The organism is Azoarcus indigens, assembly GCF_004361735.1.
GTDB classification, from domain to species: Bacteria; Pseudomonadota; Gammaproteobacteria; order Burkholderiales; family Rhodocyclaceae; genus Azoarcus; species Azoarcus indigens.
On record NZ_SNVV01000004.1, the window covers coordinates 229,703 to 252,860 of the forward strand.

22 protein-coding genes and 1 tRNA gene are annotated in these 23,158 nt (G+C 64.3%); 8 read left to right on the top strand and 15 right to left on the bottom strand.

Going from position 1 to position 23,158, the window contains the following annotated elements; translation table 11 throughout:
* Window positions 1-23: 23 nt before the first annotated feature.
* Entirely contained in the window at window positions 24-851 is an 828-nt protein-coding gene (locus C7389_RS06995; RefSeq protein WP_133589724.1) for a cytochrome C assembly family protein, read from the bottom strand.
* Between the two features lie 47 nt (window positions 852-898).
* Here C7389_RS06995 and ffh point away from each other — a divergent pair, with 47 nt between their 5' ends.
* From ffh to gloA, 5 genes are read left to right on the top strand one after another with little or no spacing between them, the layout of a single operon-like run.
* On the top strand, window positions 899-2,257 hold the full coding sequence (gene ffh, locus C7389_RS07000) for a signal recognition particle protein (protein ID WP_133589726.1): 1,359 nt from the start codon (window positions 899-901) through the stop codon (window positions 2,255-2,257).
* A gap of 3 nt (window positions 2,258-2,260) precedes the next feature.
* On the top strand, window positions 2,261-3,040 hold the full coding sequence (locus tag C7389_RS07005; RefSeq protein ID WP_133589728.1) for an EI24 domain-containing protein: 780 nt from the start codon (window positions 2,261-2,263) through the stop codon (window positions 3,038-3,040).
* Window positions 3,040-3,789, top strand: coding sequence for a competence/damage-inducible protein A (locus C7389_RS07010; RefSeq protein ID WP_133589730.1), 750 nt, complete (start codon window positions 3,040-3,042; stop codon window positions 3,787-3,789). The genes C7389_RS07005 and C7389_RS07010 overlap by 1 nt, the downstream gene beginning before the upstream one ends.
* On the top strand, window positions 3,767-4,567 hold the full coding sequence (locus C7389_RS07015; protein ID WP_133589732.1) for a M48 family metallopeptidase: 801 nt from the start codon (window positions 3,767-3,769) through the stop codon (window positions 4,565-4,567). The genes C7389_RS07010 and C7389_RS07015 overlap by 23 nt, the downstream gene beginning before the upstream one ends.
* A gap of 3 nt (window positions 4,568-4,570) precedes the next feature.
* Window positions 4,571-4,960: a lactoylglutathione lyase gene (gloA, locus tag C7389_RS07020; protein ID WP_133589734.1), complete on the top strand. Its 390-nt coding sequence runs from the start codon at window positions 4,571-4,573 to the stop codon at window positions 4,958-4,960.
* 95 nt (window positions 4,961-5,055) lie between these two features.
* Here gloA and C7389_RS07025 read toward each other — a convergent pair.
* The 4 genes from C7389_RS07025 to rpsU form a co-directional block, all read right to left on the bottom strand.
* Window positions 5,056-5,132, bottom strand: a tRNA-Ile gene (locus C7389_RS07025).
* Between the two features lie 37 nt (window positions 5,133-5,169).
* Window positions 5,170-7,155, bottom strand: coding sequence for an RNA polymerase sigma factor RpoD (rpoD, locus tag C7389_RS07030; RefSeq protein WP_133589736.1), 1,986 nt, complete (start codon window positions 7,153-7,155; stop codon window positions 5,170-5,172).
* Window positions 7,156-7,202: 47 nt separating this feature from the next.
* Window positions 7,203-9,035, bottom strand: a complete 1,833-nt coding sequence (dnaG, locus tag C7389_RS07035) for a DNA primase (RefSeq protein ID WP_133589738.1) — start codon at window positions 9,033-9,035, stop codon at window positions 7,203-7,205.
* An 82-nt stretch (window positions 9,036-9,117) separates the two neighbouring features.
* Window positions 9,118-9,330, bottom strand: coding sequence for a 30S ribosomal protein S21 (rpsU, locus tag C7389_RS07040; RefSeq protein WP_004260978.1), 213 nt, complete (start codon window positions 9,328-9,330; stop codon window positions 9,118-9,120).
* A gap of 135 nt (window positions 9,331-9,465) precedes the next feature.
* Here rpsU and tsaD point away from each other — a divergent pair, with 135 nt between their 5' ends.
* Window positions 9,466-10,494: a tRNA (adenosine(37)-N6)-threonylcarbamoyltransferase complex transferase subunit TsaD gene (tsaD, locus tag C7389_RS07045; RefSeq protein WP_133589740.1), complete on the top strand. Its 1,029-nt coding sequence runs from the start codon at window positions 9,466-9,468 to the stop codon at window positions 10,492-10,494.
* Window positions 10,495-10,525: 31 nt separating this feature from the next.
* On the opposite strand, the gene plsY is transcribed toward tsaD, so the two are convergent.
* Window positions 10,526-11,119 (bottom strand): glycerol-3-phosphate 1-O-acyltransferase PlsY, encoded by a 594-nt coding sequence (gene plsY, locus C7389_RS07050; RefSeq protein WP_211168194.1) that lies wholly within the window; start codon window positions 11,117-11,119, stop codon window positions 10,526-10,528.
* Window positions 11,120-11,230: 111 nt separating this feature from the next.
* Here plsY and C7389_RS07055 point away from each other — a divergent pair, with 111 nt between their 5' ends.
* Window positions 11,231-11,632: a dihydroneopterin aldolase gene (locus C7389_RS07055; RefSeq protein WP_133589744.1), complete on the top strand. Its 402-nt coding sequence runs from the start codon at window positions 11,231-11,233 to the stop codon at window positions 11,630-11,632.
* Window positions 11,633-11,694: 62 nt separating this feature from the next.
* Here C7389_RS07055 and C7389_RS07060 read toward each other — a convergent pair whose 3' ends face one another.
* The 9 genes from C7389_RS07060 to C7389_RS07100 all read right to left on the bottom strand — a co-directional run bounded on the left by C7389_RS07060 (window position 11,695) and on the right by C7389_RS07100 (window position 20,642).
* Complete coding sequence (locus C7389_RS07060; RefSeq protein ID WP_133589746.1) at window positions 11,695-12,051, bottom strand: H-NS histone family protein; 357 nt, start codon at window positions 12,049-12,051, stop codon at window positions 11,695-11,697.
* A gap of 156 nt (window positions 12,052-12,207) precedes the next feature.
* Window positions 12,208-12,696 (bottom strand): Cys-tRNA(Pro) deacylase, encoded by a 489-nt coding sequence (gene ybaK / locus C7389_RS07065; RefSeq protein WP_133589748.1) that lies wholly within the window; start codon window positions 12,694-12,696, stop codon window positions 12,208-12,210.
* Between the two features lie 49 nt (window positions 12,697-12,745).
* Window positions 12,746-13,663, bottom strand: a complete 918-nt coding sequence (xerD, locus tag C7389_RS07070) for a site-specific tyrosine recombinase XerD (RefSeq protein ID WP_133589750.1) — start codon at window positions 13,661-13,663, stop codon at window positions 12,746-12,748.
* Window positions 13,660-14,148 (bottom strand): methylated-DNA--[protein]-cysteine S-methyltransferase, encoded by a 489-nt coding sequence (locus tag C7389_RS07075; RefSeq protein ID WP_246034666.1) that lies wholly within the window; start codon window positions 14,146-14,148, stop codon window positions 13,660-13,662. The genes xerD and C7389_RS07075 overlap by 4 nt, the downstream gene beginning before the upstream one ends.
* 433 nt (window positions 14,149-14,581) lie before the next feature.
* Window positions 14,582-15,859 carry a glutamate-5-semialdehyde dehydrogenase gene (locus C7389_RS07080; RefSeq protein WP_133589754.1) on the bottom strand — a complete coding sequence of 426 codons (1,278 nt, stop codon included), beginning with the start codon at window positions 15,857-15,859 and terminating at the stop codon, window positions 14,582-14,584.
* A gap of 82 nt (window positions 15,860-15,941) precedes the next feature.
* Window positions 15,942-16,952, bottom strand: coding sequence for a DNA polymerase III subunit delta (gene holA / locus C7389_RS07085; RefSeq protein WP_133589755.1), 1,011 nt, complete (start codon window positions 16,950-16,952; stop codon window positions 15,942-15,944).
* Window positions 16,949-17,464: an LPS-assembly lipoprotein LptE gene (locus C7389_RS07090; RefSeq protein WP_133589757.1), complete on the bottom strand. Its 516-nt coding sequence runs from the start codon at window positions 17,462-17,464 to the stop codon at window positions 16,949-16,951. Before C7389_RS07090 ends, holA begins: the two co-directional genes overlap by 4 nt.
* A gap of 11 nt (window positions 17,465-17,475) precedes the next feature.
* Window positions 17,476-20,097: a leucine--tRNA ligase gene (gene leuS, locus C7389_RS07095; RefSeq protein ID WP_133589759.1), complete on the bottom strand. Its 2,622-nt coding sequence runs from the start codon at window positions 20,095-20,097 to the stop codon at window positions 17,476-17,478.
* A gap of 206 nt (window positions 20,098-20,303) precedes the next feature.
* Entirely contained in the window at window positions 20,304-20,642 is a 339-nt protein-coding gene (locus C7389_RS07100) for a hypothetical protein (protein ID WP_133589761.1), read from the bottom strand.
* A 312-nt stretch (window positions 20,643-20,954) separates the two neighbouring features.
* Between C7389_RS07100 and C7389_RS07105 the strand changes: the two genes are divergently transcribed.
* Window positions 20,955-23,147: a UvrD-helicase domain-containing protein gene (locus C7389_RS07105; protein WP_133589763.1), complete on the top strand. Its 2,193-nt coding sequence runs from the start codon at window positions 20,955-20,957 to the stop codon at window positions 23,145-23,147.
* Window positions 23,148-23,158 lie beyond the last annotated feature (11 nt).

Consider the following 23,158-nt stretch of genomic DNA (forward strand, 5'->3'; position numbering starts at 1 on the left):
TCCTGGCTGTGCGGGGCATCGCGTCAGGCGGCGCGGTGGAGCAGGACTTCGATGACGAAGCGGCTGCCGACGTAGGCCAGCATCAAGGCGATGAAGCCGGCGAGCGTCCATCGCAGCGCCACCCGGCCCCGCCAACCCCAGACCCTGCGGCCGAAAAGCAGGGCGCCGAACAGGAGCCAGGAGATGATGGCGAACACCGTCTTGTGGTCCACCCGGAAGGCGGTGCCGAACAGGCTTTCGGAGAACACGACGCCTGAGGCCAGCGTCAGCGTCAGTAATACGAAAGCGATGCTGATCAGGCGGAACAGCAGCGCTTCCATTGTCAGCAGCGGGGGCAGGTTGACCAAGGTGCGGGTGAGTCGAGCGTTATGCAGCCGGCGCTCGGCGACCGCCATCAACATTGCGTGCAGGGCCGCCAGCGTGAACAGGCTGTAGGCCAGCATGGCGACGATGAAGTGAGCACGGAAGGCCGGTGAGCCGGCATTGGCCAGGATGTGCTGCCCGGGGAAAAAGGCGGGGATCAGGCTGGCGACAGCGCCCGCCGGCATTGCCAGCGCGTGCAGTCCCTCGAGCCGGGTGTACAGCGTTTCCACCCAGTAGAAGCAGATGGCCAGCCACACCATCAGTGAGATGGCGACTCCAAAGCCAAAGCGCATCTCCTGCCCGGGGAACAGGGCTTCGTGCAATGCCAGCCCATGCGCCAGTAGTGCCACGAGCAGGACGAGACGTTCCCGGGACGACATGCCTTGTCGCAACTCTGCTTTCTGCCGCAGCACGCAACTGCGCCAGAACCAGGCGCACAGGCCTGCGTAAAGCGAGGCAGGGAGGAGATGAAGTAGAATCGGGGGCATAGATTCCAGCAGTTTACTCCAAGTCATCCAGGCCGAAGGTTCCATACATGCTAGATAATCTCACCCAGCGCCTGTCCAAGGTCGTCAAGACCCTGCGCGGGCAGGCCCGCCTGACCGAGGACAACATCCAGGAGGCGATGCGGGAGGTCCGCATGGCGCTGCTGGAAGCCGACGTCGCCCTGCCGGTGGTGAAGGACTTCATCGCCAAGGTCCGGGAAAAGGCGGTGGGGCAGGAGGTGGTCGGTTCGCTGACACCGGGCCAGGCGTTGGTGGGTGTCGTCCATGACGAACTGAAACTGCTGATGGGGGGCACCCATCAAGGGCTGGATCTGGCGGCCCAGCCGCCGGCCGTGATCCTGATGGCCGGTTTGCAGGGCGCGGGCAAGACTACCACCACCGGCAAGCTGGCCAAGCTCCTCAAGGAGCAGATGAAGAAAAAAGTGCTGGTGGTGTCGGCGGACGTCTATCGTCCCGCGGCCATCGAGCAGTTGAAGACGGTTGCGGCTCAGGCCGGCGTCGACTTCTTCCCTTCCACTGCTGCGCAGAAGCCGGTGGATATCGCACATTCGGCGCTCGACTACGCGCGCAAGCACCACATGGATGTGCTGCTGGTTGATACCGCCGGCCGGCTGGCGGTGGACGAAGCCATGATGGCGGAAATCACGGCGCTGCATGCGGCGGTGAATCCGGTGGAAACGCTGTTCGTGGTGGACGCCATGCTGGGGCAGGACGCGGTGAATACCGCCCGTGCCTTCAATGAAGCCCTGCCGTTGACCGGCGTGGTACTGACCAAGCTGGATGGCGACTCCCGTGGTGGGGCGGCGTTGTCCGTGCGGCATGTGACCGGCAAGCCGCTGAAATTTGCCGGCGTCGGCGAGAAGCTCAGCGGACTGGAGCCTTTCCATCCGGACCGCATGGCCAGCCGCATTCTCGGCATGGGCGATATCCTTGGCCTGGTCGAGGAAGCACGGCGCGGCGTCGATGAAGAGAAGGCCAAGGCCTTCGCTCAGAAGCTCAAGACGGGCAAGGGCTTTGACCTCAACGACTTCAAGGAGCAGATCGCCCAGATGCGCAAGATGGGCGGCCTTTCGTCCATGCTCGACAAGCTGCCTGCGCAGTTCGCCCAAGCAGCCGGACAGTTGCAGGGCGGCGTTGAGGAGAAGGCGATAGGCCGCATCGAGGGCATCATCAATTCCATGACGCCGCTGGAGCGGACCAAGCCCGAACTGCTCAAGGCCAGCCGGAAGCGGCGCATCGCTGCGGGCGCTGGGGTGACAGTGCAGGAAGTGAACCGGCTGCTGAACCAGTTCGAGCAGACGCAGAAGGTCATGAAGCAGTTCTCCAAGGGCGGCATGCAGAAGCTGATGCGCGGCATGAAGGGCATGCTGCCGGGGATGCCGCGCTAAGCGATGCGCGACATCCTGCTCGCTTTCGGTCGGGCGCTGCGCAGTCTGGCGCGGCGTGACATCTTCTGGCATCTGGTGTGGCCGGGCATCGCTGCGGCGCTGGTGTGGCTGGTGATCGCGATCTTCTCGTGGACCGCGCTGGTCGCGGCAGTCATGGGCTGGATCGAGGGCTGGGCGCTGATCGGTGGCTGGCTGAACGGCTCGGAGGTGTTCGCGGCAGTCACGCTGATCATGGTGAAGATCACGATCGCGCTGGCCTTCGTGCCGCTGGTGTACCTCACGGCAGCATTGCTGGTTGCGGCGATTGCCTTGCCGATGATGCTGGAGAGGGTGGCGAAGCGAGACTACATCGATCTTGAACTGCGCCGGGGCGGGAGTAATCTCGGGAGTGCTTGGAATGCGGTGCTGGCCTCCGCGCTTTTCCTGGCTGGCTTGTTGATTTCCCTGCCGTTCTGGCTGATTCCCGGCGTGGGCCTGCTTGCCTCGGTATTGCTCACCGGCTGGCTGAACCAGCGCGCCTTTGGCTACGACGCGTTGATGCTGCATGCAGACGGGGAGGAAATGCGGCGCCTGCGTACGACGCAGCGCATGCCCATGCTGGTGCTGGGCGGCTGTTGCGCCCTGCTGGCCTACATTCCGGTGGTGAACCTTGTGGCGCCGGCGTTTTCTGGTCTGGCTTTCGTTCATTTGATGCTGGAGACGCTGAGGCGGGAGCGCCTGCGCAACGGCGTCACGCTGCTGGATCCCGAGCCTGACATTTCCACGCTTCCGGAGCGCTTGTAATGAATTTTGGTGCCTTGATCATCGGTGACGAGATCCTGTCCGGCCGGCGCAGCGACAAACATCTCACCAGACTGATCGAACTGCTGGGCGTGCGCGGGCTCAAGCTCTCCTGGGCGCGCTACGCAGGCGACGATGGGCCGCGTTTGGTCGAGACCCTGCGGCAGACCTTTGCCACCGGCGACATCGTCTTCAGCTTCGGCGGTATCGGCGCCACGCCCGACGACCGCACCCGCCAATCGGCTGCCGAGGCGCTGGGGCTGGAGCTGGCACTTCATCCTGAGGCGGAAGCGGAAATCCGTGCCCGCTTTGGTGACGAGGTGACGCCGGAGCGCCTGCAGATGGGCGTCTACCCAGTGGGCAGCGAGATCATCCCGAACGGCTACAACAGGATTCCTGGTTTTTCCATCCGTCAGCATCACTTCGTGCCCGGCTTCCCGGTCATGGCCTGGCAGATGGTCGAGTGGGTGCTGGATTCCCGCTACGCTCATCTGCACCACGCCGAAGACTACGTGGAGGCGGCAGTCACCGTATGGGATGCCTACGAGGGGCAGCTCATCCCGTTGATGCGCGAGTTGACGGAGGCCTTTCCAGAAGCAACGCTCTTCAGTCTGCCCACCATTGCTGGCGACGGCGAACGCCGCTCCCTCGAACTCGGCATGAAAGGGCGGGCGCACGATGTCGAGGCCGCCATGCTCAGGCTGAAGGCCGGCGTGGCCGCACAGGGCTATGTTTGGGAAGACAAGGTTTAGTCCGCCAAGGCTGAGGCAGGCCGCTCGCCAGCCGAGCGAAACCCCCTGTCGCCTGGTGCTGGAGGGCAGGGAGGTGGTGCTGACCCTGCGTCGTTCCGCCCGCCGTTCCCTGGCGCTGCAGATCGATCATCGCGGGCCGCGGGTCTCCGTGCCTTACGGGCTGGCTCAGAGCGAGGTCGAGCGCTTCGTGCGCAGCCACACCCGCTGGCTGCTCGACAAGCTGGATGAGCGCAGCGAGCGCCCGCTTCCCGAACCCATGTCCTTGCGGGATGGTGCGGAGTTCCCGCTGCTGGGTGAGGGCGTCCGCCTGCGCATCGGGCCGGCATCACCGCGGCAGGTCCGCTGGAGATTGGGGACCGATGGCCGCGAAGAGCTGTGGTTGCCCGCCAGCGCTGTGCTGGACAGAACCCTGGTGAAAGCGCTGCGGGCAAGGGCGCTGGCCTGGTTCGGCGGCCGGGTGGAGGAGTTCTGCTTCCGACTGAACCAGGAAGTGCCGGCGGTACGCCTGACCAGTGCGAATACCCGATGGGGAAGCTGCAGCCGCAGCAGTGGTATCCGCCTCCACTGGCGTTTGATCCATCTGCCGCCGGCGTTATCCGACTATGTGGTGGCTCACGAGGTTGCCCACCTGGAAGAAATGAATCATTCGCCGCGTTTCTGGGCGGTTGTCGAGTCGCTTTACCCGGATTGGCGGGCGGCCCGGCAGGCGCTGAGAAAAGCGGCGGAGACTTTGCCGCTTATCGGCGGCGAGCCCGACCCCACTCCACAAGAGGACTGAACCATGCGACTGCTTCACACCATGCTGCGCGTTGGCGATCTCGACCGCTCACTGAGTTTCTACACCGAGGTGCTGGGCATGCGCCTGCTGCGCCGGCAGGACTACCCGGACGGCAAATTCACCCTGGCATTCGTCGGCTATCAGGATGAAGCCGAGGGCGCGGTGATCGAGTTGACCCACAACTGGGATACCGACAAGTACGAACTGGGCAACGCCTACGGCCACATCGCGCTGGAGGTGCCGGATGCCCGGAAGGCCTGTGATGAGATCCGTAACCGAGGTGGCAAGGTGGTGCGGGAGGCTGGGCCGATGAAGCATGGCACCACGGTGATTGCTTTCGTCGAGGACCCGGACGGCTACAAGGTGGAGTTGATCGAGCAGCGGCCCGCCTGAACGGCGTGCTGATCGCCCCCTGTCTGGCTGCGGGCCGAAGTGAGGCTAAAAAAGAGAAACGCCGATCCAGCGGATCGGCGTTTCTCTTTTGACAGTGGTGGGCCCTGCGGGACTCGAACCCGCAACCAAAGGATTATGAGTCCTCTGCTCTAACCGATTGAGCTAAAGGCCCGGAAATCTGGCCGCCCGATGTTCCGGGCGACGGGCCTTCAGGCGTCGCTGTCGAGGAAGCTGCGCAGCTTCTCGGAGCGGCTCGGATGGCGCAGCTTGCGCAGCGCCTTGGCTTCGATCTGACGGATGCGCTCGCGGGTGACGTCGAACTGTTTCCCGACTTCCTCCAGCGTGTGATCGGTATTCATCTCGATACCGAAGCGCATGCGCAGCACCTTGGCTTCGCGCGGGGTAAGGGAGTCCAGCACCTCCGCGGTGGCGTCGCGCAGGCCGGAGTACATCGCCGCTTCCGCCGGTGCGAGCGTGGCGGTGTCCTCAATGAAGTCGCCCAGGTGGGAGTCGTCGTCGTCGCCGATGGGCGTCTCCATGGAGATCGGCTCCTTGGAGATCTTCATGATCTTGCGGATCTTCTCCTCGGGCATCTCCATCTTCTCCGCCAGCGTCGCAGGGTCCGGCTCCTGGCCGGTTTCCTGCAAGATCTGGCGGCTGATGCGATTCATCTTGTTGATCGTTTCGATCATGTGCACCGGGATGCGGATGGTGCGCGCCTGGTCGGCGATCGAACGGGTGATTGCCTGCCGGATCCACCAGGTGGCGTAGGTGGAGAATTTATAGCCACGGCGGTATTCGAACTTGTCCACCGCCTTCATCAGGCCGATGTTGCCTTCCTGGATGAGGTCGAGGAACTGCAGGCCGCGGTTGGTGTACTTCTTGGCGATGGAAATCACCAGGCGCAGGTTGGCCTCGGTCATCTCGCGCTTGGCGCGGCGCATCTTGGCTTCGCCGGTGGACATCTGGCGATTGATGTCCTTCAGCTCCTTGAGGGAGATGCCGATGCGTTCCTGCAGGTCGATCAGCTTCTGCTGCTCTTCCAGCACTGCCGGATGCACCCGCATCAGGCCTTCGACATAGCCCTTGCCGCCGGCGATTTCCTGTTTCAGCCAATCGAGATCGGCTTCATGGCCGGGGAAGCTCTTGATGAAGTGCTGGCGCGGCATGCCGGCCCGGTCCACGCAGAGTTGCAGGATCTGGCGTTCATGGGAGCGCACCTGCTCCACCATGTGGCGCACCGAGTCGCACAGACGCTCGATGGACTTGGCGGTGAAGCGGATGTTGAGCAGTTCATCGGAGATCTGCTGCTGGCTGTCGAGATAGGCCTTGTCCTGCGAGCCCTTCTTGGCCAGGCTGGCCATCATCTTCTCGTAGTGACCACGGATGGTTTCGAAGCGCGCCAGCGCGTCGGTCTTCAGCTGCAGCAGCGACGCCGCATTGGCGCTGTCGCCGCCATCGCCACCGTCGCCGTCGTCCTCTTCGCTTTCGTCATCCGCGTCATCCGCGGAGGCGTTCGCGGAGTCGTCCTCGGATTCGGCGAGGGCGGCCTCTTCCGCGGCGGCGTTCGGATCGATCAGGCCGTCGACCAACTCGTCGATCCGCATTTCCTCGCGGCTGACCTTGTCGGCCGTATCCAGCATCTCGGCGATAGTGGTCGGACAAGCGGAGATGGCCTGCACCATGTGCTTCAGGCCATCTTCGATCCGTTTGGCGATCTCAATCTCGCCCTCGCGGGTGAGCAACTCGACGGTGCCCATCTCGCGCATATACATGCGCACCGGATCGGTCGTACGGCCGAACTCGGAGTCTACGGAGGACAGCGCCTGCTCGGCTTCTTCTTCAGCAACATCCTCATCGACCGGATTGGCGACGTTGTCCGACATCAGCAGGTCTTCGGCGGCCGGAGCCTCGTCGAAGACCTGGATGCCCATGTTGTTGAAGGTGGCAATGATGCCTTCGATCTGCTCGGCGTCGGCGACGTCATCCGGAAGGTGGTCGCTGATCTCGGCGTACGTGAGGTAGCCGCGCTCCTTGCCGAGCGTGATCAGTGTCTTCAGACGGGTGCGGCGAACTTCGGCGTCGAGGGGGGCGACTTCCGGGCTGTCGACAACCAGTGCAGCCTTGTCCTTCGCCTTGGAGGCACGCCCCTTGGGGCTGTCCTTGCGCGAATCCTTGGCTTTTTCGCGTGCCATGGCACTCCTCAGTCAGGCCAGAAGAGAATGGGAAACAGGAAATTATACTATAAATCTGAGACTTTGCCTGCCGTGACGAGGTTCCGCTTCTCCATGAGCAGTTCCGCGAGGCGGTGGGCGAGTTGGCGGCTTTCGTCGGATGAGAGTCCGCCTTCGCGGATACGGCTCTCCAGTTGGGCGATTTCCCGCGTGACCGTGTCGGCATGCAGCTTGCGCAGGGTGTCCTCGAACAGGGTCTCGACGACCGCTTCGTCGAACTCGGTTTCGACCTGCTCGCTGGCTACGCGGGCGAAGGTTTCGCTATGCGGGGTTTCGCGGAAGCGCTCGATGAGTGCTCCGAGTCCGCCGGCTGGAATCGGTTCCCCGAGGCTGACCAGGTCCACGATGGCAATCAGCGCACGGCCCTCGTCGTTATCGTTGGGCAGGAGGTCCACCGGCAGGCGTGCGGCCCAGTTAGGGTGCTGGAGTACAAGGCGGAGCAGCGTGCCGGACGTGGAGGGCGGCTTGCGCCGGCCCTGGGGCCTGGCATTGCGCTGCGGTGAGGGCGGGAAGAAGTCGTCACGTCGGCCGGACTTTCTCTCCTCTCGCTGGCGTGGCTGGTTCTGGCTTTGAAAGCCGAAGGCATGCTCGATTTCCTGCTGGCTCAGTTCGCTGGCTTCGGCGAGGCTTTTCACCAGTTGCAGGCGCAGCAGCGGCGCGGCGACGCGGGTGATCAGTGGGCGTGCTTCATGCACCAGCCGTGCGCGCCCTTCCGGAGTGTCCGGCGGGCAGCGCTGAATGAGTTCCTGCATGAGGAAACCGGTCAGCGGGAGCGCGGCTTTCGCGGCGCTGCGGAAAGCGTCGGCGCCTTCGGCGCGGACGAAGGAATCCGGGTCGTGCTCCGCCGGCAGGAAGAGGAAGGCCAGTGCCGAGTCGTCCCGAAGCGCTTCCAGCGAGTTCTCCAGCGCGCGCCATGCGGCGCGTCTGCCGGCGGCATCGCCGTCGAAGCAGAAGACGATGCGATCCGTCTGCCTCAGCAAGGTATTGATGTGGTGGGGCGTGGTCGCCGTACCCAAGGTGGCGACCGCGTTCTCGACTCCGTACTGCGCCAGTGCGACGACATCCATATAGCCCTCGACGACCAGCGCGAAGCCGTTGTCGCGGATCGGCTTCTGGGCGAGGAACAGGCCGTACAGCTCCCGGCCCTTTTCGAACAGGGGCGTTTCCGGGGAGTTCAGATACTTTGGTTCGCCGCTGTCCAGCACCCGCCCGCCGAAGGCGATGACCCTGCCGCGTCTGTCATGGATAGGGAAGATGATGCGGTTGCGGAAGCGGTCGTAGCGCCGGCCGGCGTCATTGTCGATGACCAAGCCTGCATCGGAGAGCGACTTGCTCTGATAGTCCTTGAAGATCTGCTGCAGTGCCTGCCAGTTGTCAGGCGCAAAGCCGATGCCGAAGCGGGCGGCGATTTCGCCGCTGAGGCCGCGGCGTTTCAGGTAATCGATCGCAACCGGCGCGTGCTTCAACTGCTCGCGGTAGAAGCGCGATGCGGCGGCGGTGGCTTCCAGGAGTTGATCGTGGCCGTCGTCCTGATGCTGCGCCTGTTTGCCATCGTCCGGCACTTGCAGGCCGACCTGGCCGGCGAGTTCCTTGACGGCTTCGACGAAGCCGAGGCCGCTGTACTCCATCAGGAAGCCGATCGCGCTGCCGTGCGCCCCGCAGCCGAAGCAGTGATAGAACTGCTTGCTCGGGCTGACCGAAAAGGAGGCGGACTTCTCCCCATGGAAGGGGCAACAGGCGAAGTAGTTCGCGCCGCCTTTCTTCAGGGGGAGGTAGCGTTCGATGACGTCGACGATGTCGACTCGGGCGAGGAGGTCCTGGACGAAGGACTGAGGAATCATCGCGCAGAAAAACGCGGCGCCGGGCGGAACCCTTGGAGGGTTTCCGCCCGGCGCGCGAGCAACCGGACTAGCCGGAAGAAAATCAGTACAGCTTCGGCGGCAGCATCTGGCTGCGGAGGCGCTTGTGGTTGCGCTTCACTGCGGCAGCCAGCTTGCGCTTGCGCTCGGCGGTGGGCTTCTCGTAGAACTCGCGAGAGCGAAGCTCAGTCAGCACACCGGTCTTCTCGATGGTGCGCTTGAAGCGGCGGATCGCAACTTCAAACGGCTCATTTTCCTTGACGCGAATACCCGGCATTGCTACTTCCTCGGATGTCTGGTGGACAGAAAGGTCGCGAATATAACCGCTCGCTCAGTCCGTGGCAAGCGCCGCTGGTCCCGAAGTCGCTGGCGGGTGGTTAGAATGTGCGCCCGAATCAACTGGATGGTCGCTATGAAGGTGCTGGGCATCGAAACGTCTTGTGATGAGACCGGCGTTGCGGTGTATGACACCGAGGCGGGGCTTCTCAGCCACCGTCTGCACTCGCAGATCGAACTGCATGCCGAGTACGGTGGCGTCGTGCCTGAACTGGCTTCGCGCGATCACATCCGTCGACTGCCGTTGCTGATTAGGCAGACGCTGGCCTCGGCAGCTCTTGAAGTCGGCGATATTGATGGTGTTGCTTACACGGCGGGGCCGGGCCTGGCGGGGGCCTTGCTGGTGGGGGCCAGCGTGGCCGAATCCTTCGGCCTGGCGGCGGACATCCCCGTCTTGCCGGTGCACCATCTCGAGGGGCATCTGCTGTCGCCGCTCCTCTCCGCGGATCCCCCGGCCTTTCCTTTCATCGCATTACTGGTTTCGGGCGGTCACACCCAGTTGATGCGGGTGGCGGGGGTGGGCGATTACACCCTCCTCGGTGAGTCGCTGGACGACGCCGCTGGCGAGGCCTTCGACAAGACGGCCAAGTTGCTCGGTCTGGGGTATCCCGGCGGTCCGCAATTGGCCCGCTTGGCGGAGCAGGGGCAGGCCGGACGGTTCCGCCTGCCGCGGCCCATGTTGCACTCGCATGATCTGGATTTCAGCTTCAGCGGGCTGAAGACGGCTGTGCTGAACGTGGTGTCTTCGGAGGCCTGGCAGCCCCGGGACGCGGCCGATCTGGCGGCCGATTTCCAGCAGGCGGTGGTGGAGGTCCTATGTGCCAAGGCGCTGGCGGCGATGAAGGCCGCTGGACTGAAAACCCTGGTGGTTGCAGGTGGCGTTGGTGCGAACCGGGCGCTGCGACTGCAGTTGGATGCGGCCACCGCTAAGCGCGGCTGGCGAGTGCATTACCCGGAGCCAGAATTGTGCACCGACAATGGTGCAATGATCGCCTTCGCTGGCGGGCTGCGTTTCGCCGCGGGAGAGCGGCCGGCTCAGGTGCCCGCCGTGCGGGTGAAGCCGCGCTGGCCGCTGATGGAGCTCAGGCCGCCGCAGGTGGCCTGAGCTGTTATTTATTGGCCGGCCTCTACCTCTTTTACCCTTTCTTGGCGCCTATCCGGCTCTCGGTGCCGGCCATCAGGCGCCTGATGTTTGCGCTGTGGCGCCACAGCAGGACTGCGCTCATTGCCAGCACGGCCAGGCTTGCAGCCTGGGGGCCTAACACCAGCAGCGCCGCCAGGGGGGCGGCGACGGCCGCTGCAACTGCGGCCGCAGAAGAATAGCGGCTGAAATAGGCGGTCGCGATCCAGATTGCCAGGCAGGCGAGCGCAATGCGGTAATCCAGCGCGGCGAGCACCCCCAGGGCGGTAGCAACCCCCTTGCCGCCATTGAAGCGCAGGAAGATGGTGAACACATGGCCGAGGAAGGCGGCAAAGCCGGCGAGGGCGCACCAGGTGAGATCGAAGCCGAGCGCGCCGGCAATCCAGACTGCCAGCCAGCCCTTGATGCAATCTCCCAGCAATGTCAGCGCGGCGGCCTTCTTGTTTCCGCTGCGTAATACGTTGGTTGCGCCGGGGTTGCCGGAGCCATAGTGACGTGGATCTTCCAGGCCGAGCAGGCGGCTGCTGACGATGGCGAAAGGAATGGAGCCGAGCAGATAGGCGCCTATCAGTAGCAGAAGGTGTTCCAGGGGCATTGTTTCTCCAGATTGCGCAACCGGGGCGCTGGCCAGATCAGGGTGTTTGGAGGCGCTACAGCAACGGCCAAGCTAAAATCGCGGCGATTCTAATCGGGAACGAGCATGGATTTCATCTTCATCGAAGAACTCAGGGTGCAGGCTTGGGTGGGAATATATACGCGGGAAAAGGCTGCCCCCCAGACGGTGGAACTCAACCTGACCTTCGGCGTGCCGGATAGTGCGGCACAGCATGACGATATTGCGGATACGATCAATTATGCGGATGTTATCGAGCGCATCCGGCAGGAGTTGTCGGCCAGGCATTTCAACCTGATAGAAACGCTGGGAGAGTTTGTGGTTGCTCTGCTGTTCGACGAGTTCGGTGCGCCCTGGGTCAAGATCCGGATTGCGAAGATCGGAGTAATGAAAGGAGTGCGTCGCGTGGGGGTTTTTATTCAGCGGGGCCGGGAAGGAATTTCCTTGCCGGATTCCAGCCTGATTGCAGGGCCCGAGGGAAAACCCTAGCCCTGGAAACTGAAAAACCGCCGGGCAGGCGGTTTTTCAATTCTTCATTCTGGGAGCAGGAATCAGGCTGCAAGTTCGTCCAGCGATTTTCCCTGCGCCAGCCAGTCCAGTGCCCATTGCGGCTTGCGACCGCGGCCGCTCCAGCCAACACCCGGATTTTCCGGGTGGCGATACTTGACCACGGACGGGCTGGCCTTCTTCGGGCCCGCGCGCCGGCCACGTTTTGCCGCAGGCGCGGCCTTGTCAGCATCCTGGGCGTTGCCGAGAAGATCGTCCAGTGACAGGCCTTCTTCCGCGGCCATCTTCTGCATCCGCTTCAGCAAATCGCGGCGGGTGGAATCGCTCCGACGACGGATTTCGGATTCAACCTTAGATTGCAGGCGGCGCAGTTCGGTCAGCGACATTTTGCCAAGATCCATGATTTCTCCACTTGTTTGGTCTTCCCGGATTTCTCGACTTAATTCAGCGAGGGAATGACCTTGTATAACGTGCTCCGGATTCTGCCACCAATATCCGGGAAAAAGAAATACCCGTTATGCGTGGGTCCGGAAATTAACGGAATTCAGCGGCCTTTTTCATTGCGCCACCGTGACCAGAGTGGGTTGCAGGCTGCGGAGAATGTCTTGGGGATGGAGGCCGACAAGATATCCCCGCCTGCCTCCATTGATATAGATCAATGAGAGGTCAAGTATCGTCCTCTCCATGAATACGGGCATTTTCTTCCTCGTTCCGAAGGGAGAGGTGCCGCCGACGAGATATCCGGAATGCCGATTCGCGGTTTCCGGCTTGCAGGGTTCAATGCGCTTGCATCCAGCCTGGCGTGCGAGTTCCTTTGTCGAGACTTTACGGTCGCCATGCATCAGGACGATGAGCGGGCTGCCGTTCTCGTCTTCCATGATCAGGGTTTTAACCACTGCGTGCTCGGGGACATTCAGTGAGCGAGCCGAAACTGTCGTGCCGCCATGTTCCTCGTATTCATAGAGATGGTCGGAATGCGAGATTCCGTGTTCCTTGAGGAAACGGGTGGCTGGTGTTTCAGGTGCGTTCTTGCCGGGCTTGCTCATGATTGCAGGAGTGTAGTCGGAGTGACGTTTTTTTTCAGATCGGTGCTTCTTAAGCGCGTGGATGATGCGTGGTATGCAATTGCTTCAGGCGTTCGCGGGCGACATGGGTATAGACCTGAGTGGTGGATATGTCAGCGTGGCCGAGCAGCATTTGCACGACGCGCAGATCGGCGCCGTGGTTAAGGAGGTGTGTGGCAAATGCATGGCGCAATGTGTGGGGCGATATCCTGTCCGTCGGGATGCCGGCTTGCATGGCGCGCTGTTTGACGATACGCCAGAACATCTGCCGGGTCATCGCCTGGCCGCGGCGGGTCAGGAATATTTCATCCGAGCGCTGAGCGCCGAGTAATGCACTCCGCGCCTCCCGCATATAGCGGATTATCCACTCCGCCGCGATATCGCCCAGCGGCACCAGGCGCTCCTTGCTGCCTTTGCCGATGACACGAACCAAGCCTTCGTTCAGAGAAACGGCAAAGGTCTTCAGGCCGATGAGTTCGGAAACCCGCAGGCCGGTCGCGTAGAGCACTTCCAGCATGCAGCGGTCGCGCAGGCCGAGCGGCGAATCGTCATCCGGTGCAGATAGCAGGGCCTCGACCTGTTTCTCGGACAAGGTGCGTGGAAATCGCTGCGTAGGCAGCGGGGCGTCCAGAATGAGTGTGGGATCCTCGCTTATTTCTCCTTGGGCGAGTTGCATGCGGTAATAGCGCCGCCACGCGGATAACAGTCTGCGCTGACTGGCGGGTTTTGCGCGCAGGCTGAATTCCGCGAGATAGGCCGCGAGTTCGTTGCCTCTGGCCTGTTTTAATTCGATGCGGCGTTTCTTCAGCCAGGCGGCGAATAGCGCGAGATCGCTGCGATAGCCAGCCAACGTATTGCGCGCCAGGCCGTGCTCAAGCCAGAGTGTGTCGGTGAAGCGATCCAATTCGCTCCGGGTGGCCGGATCGAGCCCGCTTTCGGCGGCGTTCAAATCGCGCCCTCGTTTTGCAGTAACCAGCGCTTGGCGGCGAGCAAATAGCCATCCGTGGCATTGGCGAATCCCCCGAGGCCCTGCCGGGACACGACTCTGTGGCAGGGGGTGAGCAAGGGAAACGGATTTGCACCGCAGGCCTGGCCGACCGCGCGTGGGCTGCCCCCAACCAGTCGGGCGAGTTCGCCATAGGTGCGGGTCTGGCCGCAGGGAATGGCGCGGATTGCTTTCCACACGGCTCGCTGGAACGGAGTCCCATGCTCGGTCGGCAGCACGTTGACGGCGGTGTCGGGCGCGGCCAGCCAGGCACATATCTGCTCAGTAACCCTTCGAGCGTGCGGAGTGCCCGGTGGTACAGCTGGTGCCTCCGGTGGGAGAAAGCGCAATTCGGTTAGCTGCTCGTCCGCGAAGCGCAGGCCGAAGCCGCCGAAGGGCAATTGGAGGATGGCGCTGAAGCTGGAGAGGTCGGGGGGGGAAGGGGGCATGACCATGCTCGCTGGATGTTGCCGGCGCGGCCTGCTGAGAGGTGGGTGCGGCGGAACCCGAGGATCCCGCCGACCCGATTGCTCTACCCCAGAGCAAAACTGCGGGCCAAAAAACTGCCCTTAGGACGGATTATGCCACGGGCTCGATACTCAACGCGTACAAAGGACTACGTAATTGTTCGGATAACGTTGACGTTAGCGTAAGCCAGAAGGAGGGTAAGGAGGCCGCGCACTCGGTCGGAAAGGTGCTTGTTTCCTTGCTTTCCGCCGAGGGGCGTACCCTTCCCTGTTCTATCTGTGCCCGTTCTAGGCGCGCGTAGTATGCAACGAAAGGCAAATGCCCACCGGAATGGGCATCGCGCTTTGAGAAGGGGCGGCGGGAAGCGGTCATGCGGCTGAGAGGTCTCTCCGGGGGCGCTGGGACGCCGCCGCCTCAGCGTCGTACTTCGCCGTTGCCGAACACGATCCATTTCTGGCTGGTCAGCCCTTCTAGGCCGACCGGGCCGCGGGCATGGATCTTGTCGGTTGAAATGCCGATTTCCGCGCCCAGGCCGTATTCGAAGCCGTCGGCGAAGCGGGTGGAGGCATTTACCATCACTGAAGCGGAGTCCACCTCACGCAGGAAGCGCATCGCGCTGCTGTAGTTCTCGGTGATGATGGCTTCGGTGTGCTGCGAGCTGTAGGTGTTGATGTGTTCGATGGCGGCATCCAGCCCGTCGACCACCTTTACCGCGATGATGGGTGCGAGATATTCCTCCCGCCAGTCTTGCTCGGTGGCTTCCCGCAGATGCTGCTGGCCGATGCCGGCCTCGCGCAGTATGGCCAGCGTTTTCGGGCAGCCGCGTATTTCAACACCCTTGCCAGTCAGCATGCGGCCGATTTCGGGCAGGAAGCGCTGGGCGACGCCGCGGGCGACGACCAGGCTTTCCGTGGTGTTGCAGGGCGCGTAGCGCTGCGTCTTGGCGTTCTCGACGATGGGGACGACCTTGGCAGGATCGGCGTCGTCGTCCACATAGACGTGGCAGTTGCCGTCCAGGTGCTTGATCACCGGCACGCGGGCATCGCGGGAGATGCGCTCGATCAGGCCCTTGCCGCCGCGGGGGACGATCACGTCCACATACTCCGGCATGGTGATCATGGCGCCGACGGCGGCGCGGTCCGCGGTTTCCACGACTTGAACTGCGCTCTCAGGCAAGCCGGCTTCGGCCAGGCCGGCGCGCACGCAGGCGGCGATGGCCTGGTTGCTGTGCAGGGCTTCCTTGCCGCCGCGCAGGATGGCGGCGTTACCCGACTTGAGGCAAAGCGCGGCCGCGTCGGCCGTCACGTTGGGGCGGGATTCATAGATGATGCCGATTACGCCCAGCGGCACCCGCATCTTGCCGACCTGGATGCCGCTGGGGCGGCGCTTCATGTCGGTGATCTCGCCGACAGGGTCCGGCAGCGCGGCGACCTGCTCCAGGCCTTCGGCCATGGTGGCGATGACCTTGTCGGTGAGTGCCAGGCGGTCGATCAGCGCGGCGTCTAGGCCGGCGGCGCGGGCGGCCTCCAGATCGCGCGCGTTGGCGGCGAGCAGGGATTCGCGCTGGGCGCGGACGGCGGCGGCCATGGCCCGCAGGGCGCGGTTCTTGGCGTCGGTGGATGCGGCGGCGAGTTGGCGGGAAGCGGCGCGGGCCTGGCGGCCCAGGGCTTCCATATAGGCTTGGGTGTCCATCGGCTTCTTCGGTGCTGAGACGCAAACGTCAATTAAAGCACCGAACCGTGCTGGCCGGCGAGCGCGGGCAGGCGTAGCGGGCTTAGCGGGAGCGGCTCAGGCGCAGCGCCAGGAGCAGGAATTCGTCCCAGATGTCGCCGGGTACCAGGCCCTTGACCATGCGGTCTATGCGGGCAGCGTGCATCAGCGCGGCGCGCAACGTGCCGATGGAGAGCCGGCTCACTGCCTTGCCCAGCGCCTGGCGGCGGCGTTCGTCGAACACCCGTTCCGCCTTCATCAGCGCTTGCAGGGGTTGGCCTTCATCCTGGCCGCTGCGCAGTGCCGCCAGCGTGCGGGTTTCGTTTGCCAGCGCCCACAGCACCAAGGGCGGAGCGGCGCCTTCGCCGCGCAGGCCGTCTAGCAGGCGGGCGCAGCGCGCCGGGTCGCCTTCCAGAATGGCGTGGCGGAGTTTGTCGATGTCGTAGCGGGCGACGTTCAGCACAGCGTCCTGCACCTGTTCCAGCGTCAGGGCGCCTTCCGGGTGCAGCAGGCCGAGCTTGCGGATTTCCTGGTGGGCGGCGAGCAGATTGCCTTCCACATGGTCCGCGATGAAGGCGAGGGCTTCGGGCGCTGCGGTCTGTTTCTGTGCGGCCAGCCTGTGGGCGATCCAGTCCGGCAGACGCTCGCGCTCGGGCGCGTTCAGCTCCAGCACATTGCCCTGGTCTGACAGGGCCTTGAACCAGCTGGTCTTGCGCGCCTGCCAGTCGATTTCCGGCAGGGTGAGCAGGGTGATGGTGCCAGCGGGCAGGTTGGCCGCATGACGCTGCAGGGCTTCGCCGCCGTCGCGGCCGGGCTTGCCGGTGGGTATGCGCAGGTCGATCAGCTTGGAGCCGCCGAACAGGGACATGTTGCCGGCGGCCAGCGTCAGGCTGTCCCAGCGGAATCCTTGGCCGACGACCAGGGTTTCGCGCTCTTCGTAGCCTTGTTTCTTCGCTGCCGCGCGGATGGCGTCGGCCGCCTCCAGCACCAGCAGCGGCTCGTTGCCGTGTACCGTCCACAACGGTGCCAGCGCTTTGCCGAGCTGGGCCTGGAGCTGGTCGGGACGCAGGATCACGGGTTGCGATGAACCGCCGCGAGGCGGCGCATGATCTGCATCACCAGGTCGCTCTGCATGTCGTTGTAGAGCAGGTTCTCTTCCTGCTCCTTGCCCAGCACCTGGGAGTCGTCGAAGGTGTATTCCCGGCGCGCCAGGATGGTGGTGGGCGGGATGAGGTCGCTGCCGCCCTTGTCCACCAGCCGGAAGCGGATGCGCTGGACGAGCTGGTATTCGCGCACCTTGCCGGCGCCGGTCAGGCTGAGGATCTCGCGTTCGCGTTCGTTGGCCAGGATCTGCAGCTTGACGTCGGCTGCGGCCGGGTCATCCACCACGGTGGTGCTGCCGCTGGTGGCGATGTGCCGGCGCAGCGAGATGCCGAGGTCGGAATACTGGCTGGCGCCGACGTGGATGGTGGCGAAGTCCAGCGGTTGCGGTCCGCGCAGGCGGAAGCCGCAGCCGGCCAGCAGTGCGGCGGCCAAGCCGGCGCTGGCACCGGTGAGGAAGCGACGCCGGTTGAAGGAGGAAGGCATCAGGGGTGTCCTCAGACCACGATATTGACGAGACGGCCGGGGACGACCACCACCTTCTTCGGCGGCTTCCCTTCCATGAACTTCTGCGCTGCTTCGGAGGCGAGCGCCTGGGCTTCGATGGCGCTCTTGCTGGCGTCGGCCGCTACCTTCAGGCTGCCGCGCAGCTTGCCGTTCACCTGCAGCACCAGTTCCAGTTCGTCCTGCTTAAGCGCCGCCTCCAGCGGCTCCGGCCAGGCGGTGGCGAGCAACTCTCCGCCGAAGCCGCAGTCCTGCCAGAGTGCGTGGGCAATGTGCGGGGTGATGGGCGATAGCAGGCGCACCAGGATGGAGAAGCCTTCTTCGACCACTTCGGCGTGGGCAGCCGCGTCTTCGCGTGGCGCCTTTTCCAGCGCGTTCAGGATCTTCATCGCGGCGGAAACCACGGTGTTGAACTGATGCTTGCCGAAGTCGTAATTGGCCTGCTTCAGATGGGTGTGGATCTCGCGGCGCACATCGGCCAGCGCGGCCGGCAGTTCGCCGGCGACCAGCTTGCGTACCGCCGGCAGCGCCGGGCGGATCTCGGTGGCGAAGACATGGCCAAGGTTCCAGACGCGACGCAGGAAGCGGGACGCGCCCTCGACGCCGGAATCGGACCACTCCAGCTGCTGGTCGGGCGGTGCAGCGAAGATGATGAACAGGCGGGCGGTGTCGGCGCCGTACTGGTCGACCAGGGCCTGCGGATCCACGCCGTTGTTCTTCGACTTGGACATCTTCTCGGTGCCGCCGATGACCACCGGCTCCCCGTCGCTGGCCAGTCTGGCGGCGACGATGCGGCCGCGCTCATCGCGCTCGACCTGGACGTCCGCCGGGTTCAGCCACAGCTTCTTGCCGCCTTCGGTTTCGCGGTAATAGGTCTCGGCCACCACCATGCCCTGGGTGAGCAGGTTGGTGAAGGGCTCGGAGACCTCCACCAGGCCGCAGTCGCGCATCGCGCGGGTGAAGAAGCGGGAGTAGAGCAGGTGCAGGATGGCGTGCTCGATGCCACCGATGTACTGGTCGGCGGGCGCCCAGTAGTTCACCCGCTCATCCACCATGGCGCCGGCGTTGTCGGCGCAGGCGTAGCGCAGGAAGTACCAGGACGACTCGACGAAGGTGTCCATGGTGTCGGTTTCCCGGCGCGCCGGCTTGCCGCACTTCGGGCAGCTGCATTCGTAGAACGAGGCCATCTTGGCCAGCGGCGAACCGCGGCCGGTGATCTCGACATCTTCCGGCAGCACCACCGGCAACTGCTCGTCCGGCACCGGTACGTCGCCGCAGTCGCTGCAGTGGATCATCGGAATCGGGCAGCCCCAGTAACGCTGGCGCGAGATGCCCCAGTCGCGCAGGCGGTACTGGACGCGTTTGGCGCCCAGGCCCTTGGCGGCGAGGTCGGCGGCGATGGCGTCCACTGCGTCCTGGAAGTGCAGGCCATCGTACTTGCCGGAATTGACCAGCCTGCCGTGCTCGGCGTAGGCGTCCAGCCAGGGGGCGGCCACGTTTTCGTAGGCGTCGTGGGTGGAGCGCACCACCATCTTGATCGGCAGGCGGTATCTGTGGGCGAAGGCGAAATCGCGTTCGTCGTGCGCCGGCACCGCCATCACCGCGCCTTCGCCGTAGCCCATCAGCACGTAGTTGGCGACCCACACCGGCAGGTATTCGCCAGTGATCGGATGCACGACTCGCAGGCCGGTGGGCATGCCCTTCTTTTCCATCGTGGCGAGGTCGGCCTCGGCTACGCCGCCCTGCTTGCATTCTTCGATGAAGGCGGCCAGTTCCGGGTTGCCGGCGGCGGCCTGGGCGGCGAGCGGGTGCTCGGCGGCCACCGCCACGTAGGTCGCCCCCATCAGCGTATCGCCGCGGGTGGTGAAGACCTTGAGCACGCCGGACTTGCCGATGGTGGAGAGGTCGTAGGGGAAGTGGACTTCCAGCCCTTCGGAGCGGCCGATCCAGTTCTTCTGCATCAGCTTGACCTGCTCCGGCCAGCCGGAGAGGCCGTCCAGCGCTTCCAGCAACTCGTCGGCGTAAGCGGTGATCTTCATGTAGTACATGGGGATCTCGCGCTTCTCCACCAGCGCGCCGGAACGCCAGCCGCGGCCGTCGATGACCTGCTCGTTGGCGAGCACGGTTTCATCCACCGGGTCCCAGTTCACCGTGCCCAGCTTCTTGTAGATCAGGCCCTTTTCATACAGGCGGGTGAACAGCCACTGTTCCCAGCGGTAGTACGCGGGCGTGCATGTAGCCAGTTCGCGCGACCAGTCGATGGCGAAGCCGAGGCGCTTCAGCTGCGCCTTCATGTACTCGATGTTGGCGTAGGTCCATTTCGCCGGCGGCACGTTGTTCTGGATCGCGGCGTTCTCAGCTGGCATGCCGAAGGCATCCCAGCCCATGGGTTGCAGCACGTTGTAGCCGCGCATGCGGTGGTAGCGCGCCAGCACGTCGCCGATGGTGTAGTTGCGCACGTGGCCCATGTGCAGCTTGCCCGAGGGGTAGGGGAACATCGACAGGCAGTAGTACTTCGGGCGGGCGGTGTCCTCCACGACGCGGAAGGCCGAGGTGGATTCCCAGTGCTGCTGGGCGGCCGTTTCCACGGCTGCGGGCTGGTATTTGTCCTGCATGGGCGGGGTGCGCGAATTCAAGGCGTTGAAAACGCGGAAGTATATCCCGAAGCCGCCGGAGGGCGCGTGGCGGTTGGGAAAGCGGGCGCTCGGGCAGGGCAAAAAAACGGCATCCAGTGGGAACTGGATGCCGAACTCCATTAAGGAGAGGGAGGGAGACGGTTTCCCCGCGGCGGGGAGAAAAATTCGAGGGAGGCGCGTGCTGCTCAGGCTGCTTCGCGGCTGCGGCCGGTGCCGCGCTGGAAGCCTTTCTGCCACTCGGCCGACACCACGCTCACCACGTCTTCCATGGCGAGCAGGGGCAGACGCCACATCATGTTCTGGCTGCGCAGCAGGGGGGTGACGCGCGGGGTGCAGCGGCTGTTCTTTTCCTCTTCCAGCTGGCGGAGGAAGCTGTCCATGGCCGCGCCCCAGTATTCAGAGTTGCCGACCCAGCCGGTATCGGCGGTTGCCTGGCGGACGGCGCGGCGCCAGAGGACGGCGGCGCGCTCGGTCGAGACGCCAGCCTTGCTGGCGTACCAAGGAAGGAGCTTGGGCGTTTGCATCTGGTGTTTCTCCTGGGGGCTCCGGTAGAGCCCGTTGCAGGGCGGCGCTCTTTTGAAGCGGCCGTCATGCGTGTTCTTGTTGTACTGCAAAATCCGTTGCCGGAGCTTATTTATGCTCGATTCTACGGATTCTTCGAGTATTGGGGCGTGACGAAGTTCCTGCTTTTGCTGCTATGCACAAACCCAAGATATTTCAGTGTTGAAGCGATTTCAAGTTTCTTGTTGCAGCGACGCAACAGTGGGTGCGGCGAGGGTGAAAAGGGGACGGAGGGCGGGCCGCGGGTAGAATGCCCCCCTGGAAAGGAAGCTCCCATGTCGAATCTGCTAGCGAACCTGAACAACGAACAGATGCAGGCGGTCACGCTGCCGCCCCAGCATGCGCTCATCCTGGCCGGCGCCGGCTCGGGCAAGACGCGGGTGCTGACCACCCGCATCGCCTGGCTGATCCAGACCGGCCAGGTCGATCCTTCCGGGCTGCTGGCGGTAACCTTCACCAACAAGGCGGCGAAGGAAATGCTGGCGCGGCTGTCGGCCATGCTGCCGGTGAGCCCGCGTGGCATGTGGATAGGGACCTTCCACGGACTGTGCAACCGCCTGTTGAGGGCGCACTACCGCGATGCCGGCCTGCCCCAGCTGTTCCAGATCCTGGACTCCGGTGATCAGCTGGCGGCGATCAAGCGCCTGCTGAAGACGCTGAACATCGACGATGAGAAATATCCGCCGCGTGATCTGCAACACTTCATCAACGGCCAGAAGGAGGCGGGCAACCGGCCGGCGGCGGTCGAGGCCTGGGACGACCACACCCGCCAGCGCGTCATGCTCTACACCGAGTACGAGGCCCAGTGCCAGCGCGAAGGCGTGGTGGATTTCGCCGAACTGCTGCTGCGCTCCTACGAACTGCTGGAGCGCCACGAACCGCTGCGGCGCCATTACCAGCGCCGCTTCCGTCACATCCTGGTGGATGAGTTCCAGGATACCAACCGCCTGCAGTATCGCTGGCTGAAGCTGCTGGCGGACGATGGCCGGGAGGGCGGCGCGGCGTTGTTCTGCGTTGGCGACGACGACCAGTCCATTTACCGCTTCCGCGGCGCAGAGGTCGGCAACATGCGCGACTTCGAGCGCGAGTTCCGTGTCGCCAACGTGATCCGGCTGGAGCAGAACTACCGCTCCGGCGGCAACATCCTGGACGCGGCCAACGCCATCATCCGCTACAACGCCAACCGTCTCGGCAAGAACCTGTGGACCGATCAGGGTGCCGGCGAGCCCATCCGGGTGTTCGAGGCTTTCTCGGATGGCGACGAAGCGCGCTGGATTGTCGAGGAAATCCAGTCGCTGGTGCGGGACGGCGCCTCGCGCGGCGAGATCGCGCTGCTCTACCGCTCCAACGCCCAATCGCGGGTGCTGGAACACCAGCTCTTCAGCGCCGGCATTCCCTATCGCGTCTATGGCGGCCTGCGCTTCTTCGAACGCCAAGAGATCAAGCACGCGCTGGCCTACCTCCGGCTGATCGCCAACCCGGATGACGACACCGCTTTCGCCCGGGTGGTGAACTTCCCCGCACGCGGTATCGGCGCCCGCTCGCTGGAGTCGCTGCAGGATGCCGCGCGCACCTTCAACACCAGCCTCTACGCCACCGTGCCGCATCTCAGCGGCAAGCCGGGTACCGTGCTGGCGCAGTTCGTCCGGCTGGTGGAGACGCTGCGGACCGAGACCGCGCCTTTGCCGCTGCCGGAACTGGTCGACCACGTGCTGCACGGCGCCGGCCTGCGCGACCACTACCTCGCCGAGAAGGAAGGCCGCGAGCGGCTGGAGAACCTGGACGAACTGCTCAATGCTGCGGCCAACTTCGTCGCCGAATCCGACGCCGATGCCGAGACCCTGAAGCAGCCGCACGCGCTGCTGGCGGACTTCCTCGCCCACGCTTCCCTGGAGGCCGGCGACCATCAGGCGGAGCAGGGCGCCGAAGCGGTGCAACTGATGACGGTGCATTCGGCCAAGGGCCTGGAGTTCAACGCCGTCTTCCTGTCCGGCCTGGAGGAGGGCCTGTTTCCGCACGAGAACAGCATCCTCGAGACCGAGGGCCTGGAGGAGGAGCGTCGCCTGATGTACGTGGCGGTGACACGGGCCCGGGAGCGGCTCTACATCACCTGCGCCCAGAGCCGCATGCTGCACGGGCAGACCCGCTATCACCCGCGGTCGCGCTTCCTGGAGGAGATTCCCGCCGGCCTGCTGAAGTGGCTGGCGCCACCCAAGCCGCGCGCCAGCGCTTCAACGTCCGGCTCCGCCGGCTATTCGTCCTCCAGCTACCGCGCCAACGCGGCGCCGGCGAGCCGGCCGGAGCTGGGCGGCCTGCGCATCGGCCAGGGGGTGAGCCACGCCCGTTTCGGCCAGGGCGTGATCGTCGCCGCCGAAGGGAGTGGCTCGGATGCCCGGGTGCAGGTGAATTTCGGTCCGGCCGGCATCAAGTGGCTGCTGCTGGGCGTGGCCAAACTGGACCCGATCTGACTCCGCTGCCC